The 2,871-nt window shown below is 73.2% G+C and carries 3 protein-coding genes; all 3 read right to left on the reverse strand.

What is annotated here, in order from left to right; all coding sequences use genetic code 11:
- Positions 1-2: 2 nt before the first annotated feature.
- Genes ACTMS9_RS16825 through ACTMS9_RS16835 form a run of 3 tightly spaced genes read right to left on the reverse strand, consistent with a single transcriptional unit; the run spans position 3 to position 2,796 of the window.
- Positions 3-1,574 (reverse strand): amino acid adenylation domain-containing protein, encoded by a 1,572-nt coding sequence (locus ACTMS9_RS16825; protein WP_441165400.1) that lies wholly within the window; start codon positions 1,572-1,574, stop codon positions 3-5.
- A gap of 17 nt (positions 1,575-1,591) precedes the next feature.
- Entirely contained in the window at positions 1,592-2,494 is a 903-nt protein-coding gene (locus ACTMS9_RS16830) for a proline iminopeptidase-family hydrolase (protein ID WP_441165401.1), read from the reverse strand.
- A complete protein-coding gene (locus tag ACTMS9_RS16835; RefSeq protein ID WP_357917058.1) occupies positions 2,494-2,796 on the reverse strand; it encodes a hypothetical protein in 303 nt (100 codons plus the stop codon). Before ACTMS9_RS16835 ends, ACTMS9_RS16830 begins: the two co-directional genes overlap by 1 nt.
- Positions 2,797-2,871: the final 75 nt, after the last annotated feature.

A 2,871-nucleotide genomic window follows, 5' to 3' on the forward strand; every position in this document is an offset into this window, starting at 1 on the left:
GCCTACCGGGCCGCGCGGGCCAGTTCGGCCAGCGCGGTCCGGTTCGCCTTTCCGTTGGCGGTCAGCGGCAGCTCGGTGAGGAAGTGGAACCGCGCCGGGACCATGTACGCCGGCATGGTGCGCCGGCACCGCTCCACCAGCTCGGCCGCGCCGACGGTGGCGCCCTGCCGGGGCACCACGAAGGCGTGCAGGCTCGGCTCGCCGTCGGCCGCCGGGGCCGCCACCGCCACCGCCGCGCCGACCGTCGGGTGGTCCAGCAGCCGGCGTTCCACCTCGCCCAGCTCGATCCGGTTGCCCCGGATCTTCACCATCGAGTCGGTCCGGCCGCAGAAGTACAGCTCCCCGTCGGCCCCCCGGTACGCCAGGTCGCCGGAGCGGTAGACGAGCTGCCCGGAGCGGGGCTCCAGGGGGTCGGGCACCAGCACCTGCCGGGTGGCCGCCGGGTCGTCCCAGTAGCCGCTGAACAGCGACGGGCAGCGGACGTGGATCTCGCCGACCGCGCCGGGCGCGTCGACCACGCTGCCGTCGGAGTCGACCAGCAGCAGCTCGGCGCCCGGGTAGCCGTCGCCGATGGAGAGCCGCTCGGCGTCGGCGGGCAGCGGGTCGGGCACCTCGGCGAAGGAGCAGGCCACCGTCTCGGTGGCGCCGAACGCGTTGACCACCCGCAGTCCCGGGTGCAGTTCGCGCAGCCGGCGCAGCTCGGCCAGCGGGAAGTTCTCGCCGGCAAAGAGGATGCCGCGCAGCCGGTCCAGGGCGGCCAGGCCGTCGGGCTCGTGGCGCAGCAACGGCCGCCACAGCGAGGGCACGCCGTGCACCACCGTCGCGCCGGCATCGCGGAGGAAGCCGAGCAGCCGGCGCGGGAAGCTCAGGAACTCGCGGGGCACCGGCGCGAGGGTCGCCCCGCTGCCCAGCGTGACCCCGAGGTCGAACAGCGAGACGTCGAAGGCCAGCGGCGAGGTGCTGGCCACCACGTCGTCGGCGGCCACCACCGGAAAGCGCTGGGCGCCCCGGTAGAAGGCCAGCGCGGCGTGGTGGCTGAGCACCACACCCTTGGGCTGCCCGGTGGTCCCGGAGGTGAAGATCAGGTACGCCGGGTCGGTGCCCACCACCGCGCGGCGACGGCGCTGCCGGGGCTTGCCGGCGGGGGCGACCAGCCCGTCCGGGCTGAACTCGGCGACGGCGGTGGTCGACGGCAGTTCCCGGGCCGGACGGCCGGCGGGCCGGAGGTGCAGCACCGGGTCGGTCGCCTCGACGATGGCGCGTACCCGCAGGTCCGGGGTGTCCGGGTCGACCGGCACGAACGCCGCGCCGAGCCGGGAGCAGGCGAGCAGCAGCGCGATGGCGGCGGCGGAGGTCTGCGACTCGATGACGACGCGGTCGCCGGTGCCGACGCCCGCCTCGGCCAGCGCGGAGGCCCGCACGTCGACCGCGCGGGCCAGCTCGCCGTACGTGACCGTCACCAGCGCGCCGCCGGCCCGCTCGATCACCGCCGGCTTGTCCGGGGTGCGGACGGCGGGGCCGAGTACGAACTGGTCCAGGGTGTCGGCGGGGAACCGCCCGACCGCGTCGGTCATCGGATGTCCGTCCTTCTTCACACCTGCGCGACGGTCTTGAGGTAGTCGCCCACCGTCTGGCGGAACCGCTCCGGCTCCTCCAGGTGCGGCACGTGGCTGGAGTCGTCGAACAGCTCCCAGCGCGCGTCCGGGATCAGGTCGATGAAGGGCCGGACGGTGGCCGGGGTGGCCTCGTCGTGGCGGCCCGAGATGACCAGGGTGGGCACCGCGATGTCGGCGAGACAGTCGGTGACGCCCCAGTCCTTCAGCGACCCGATGACGTGGAACTCGCTCGGTCCGTTCATCGCGAGGTAGACGGTCGGGTCGTTGTAGAGCTCGTAGAAGGAGGCCTGGTAGTCGCGGGGCCACGGGTCGAGCCGGCACAGGTGCCGGTCGTAGAAGACCTTGGTGGCCGCGTGGTACTCGTCGCTGTCGGTGGTGCCCGCCGCCTCGTGCCGGCGCAGCGTGTCGTCGACCCCGGCCGGCAGCGCGGCGCGCAGCTCCGCCATCGCCGCCAGCCACAACGGGTACGACGCCGGGGCGTCGGCGATGATCAGGCCCTTCAGGCCGGTCGGCGCCGCCGCCGCGTGCTTCGCCGCCAGCAGGCCGCCCCAGGAGTGTCCGAACAGGACGTAGTTGTCGGCGATCCCGAGGTGGCGCAGGAGGTTGTCCAGCTCGTCGAGGAAGAGCTGGACGGTCCAGAACTCGGCCGGCCGGCCCGGCAGGTGGGTGGAACCCCCGTTGCCCAGCTGGTCGTAGTGGACGACGGGGGTGCCGCCGTCGGCGAACACCGAGAGGCTGGTCAGGTAGTCGTGGGTGCTGCCGGGGCCGCCGTGCACGGCCACCAGCGCGGTCCGTTGCGGCGACAGCTCCCCCGTGACCCGGTACCAGGTCCGGAATTCGCCGAACGGCGCCGTCCCCTTGGTCGTCGGTGCGGTCACTAGACGCGGCGGCCGGTGACCGGGAAGGTACCGAACATGCCCGGCTTGGCCTTGCCGGTCATGGTGTCGCCGTTGACGGTGACGGTGACCTTCATGGTCAGCGGGACCGGCTTGCGGCACTTGATCTTCCACGAGGCGACGTCGCCGACCAGCTCGCCGTCGATGATGTCGGGGTCGATGACCTGGCCGTTGGCCCGGGCCTTGCCGATCAGCTTCTCGCCCTCGGCGGTCAGTTCGACCCAGAGGCTCTGCTTGCCGAGCGGGCTCTCGATGTCCAGCTGCCAGCTGCCGTCGGTGCTCATCCGTTGCTCCCTATCGTGCGTCGATCGCTTCCCGTGGCAGACACTATGGATCCCGGCGGGCGGTCCATACCCCTA

Origin of the sequence: Micromonospora sp. L31 (assembly GCF_052068075.1) — a bacterium.
GTDB classification, from domain to species: domain Bacteria; phylum Actinomycetota; class Actinomycetes; order Mycobacteriales; family Micromonosporaceae; genus Micromonospora; species Micromonospora purpureochromogenes.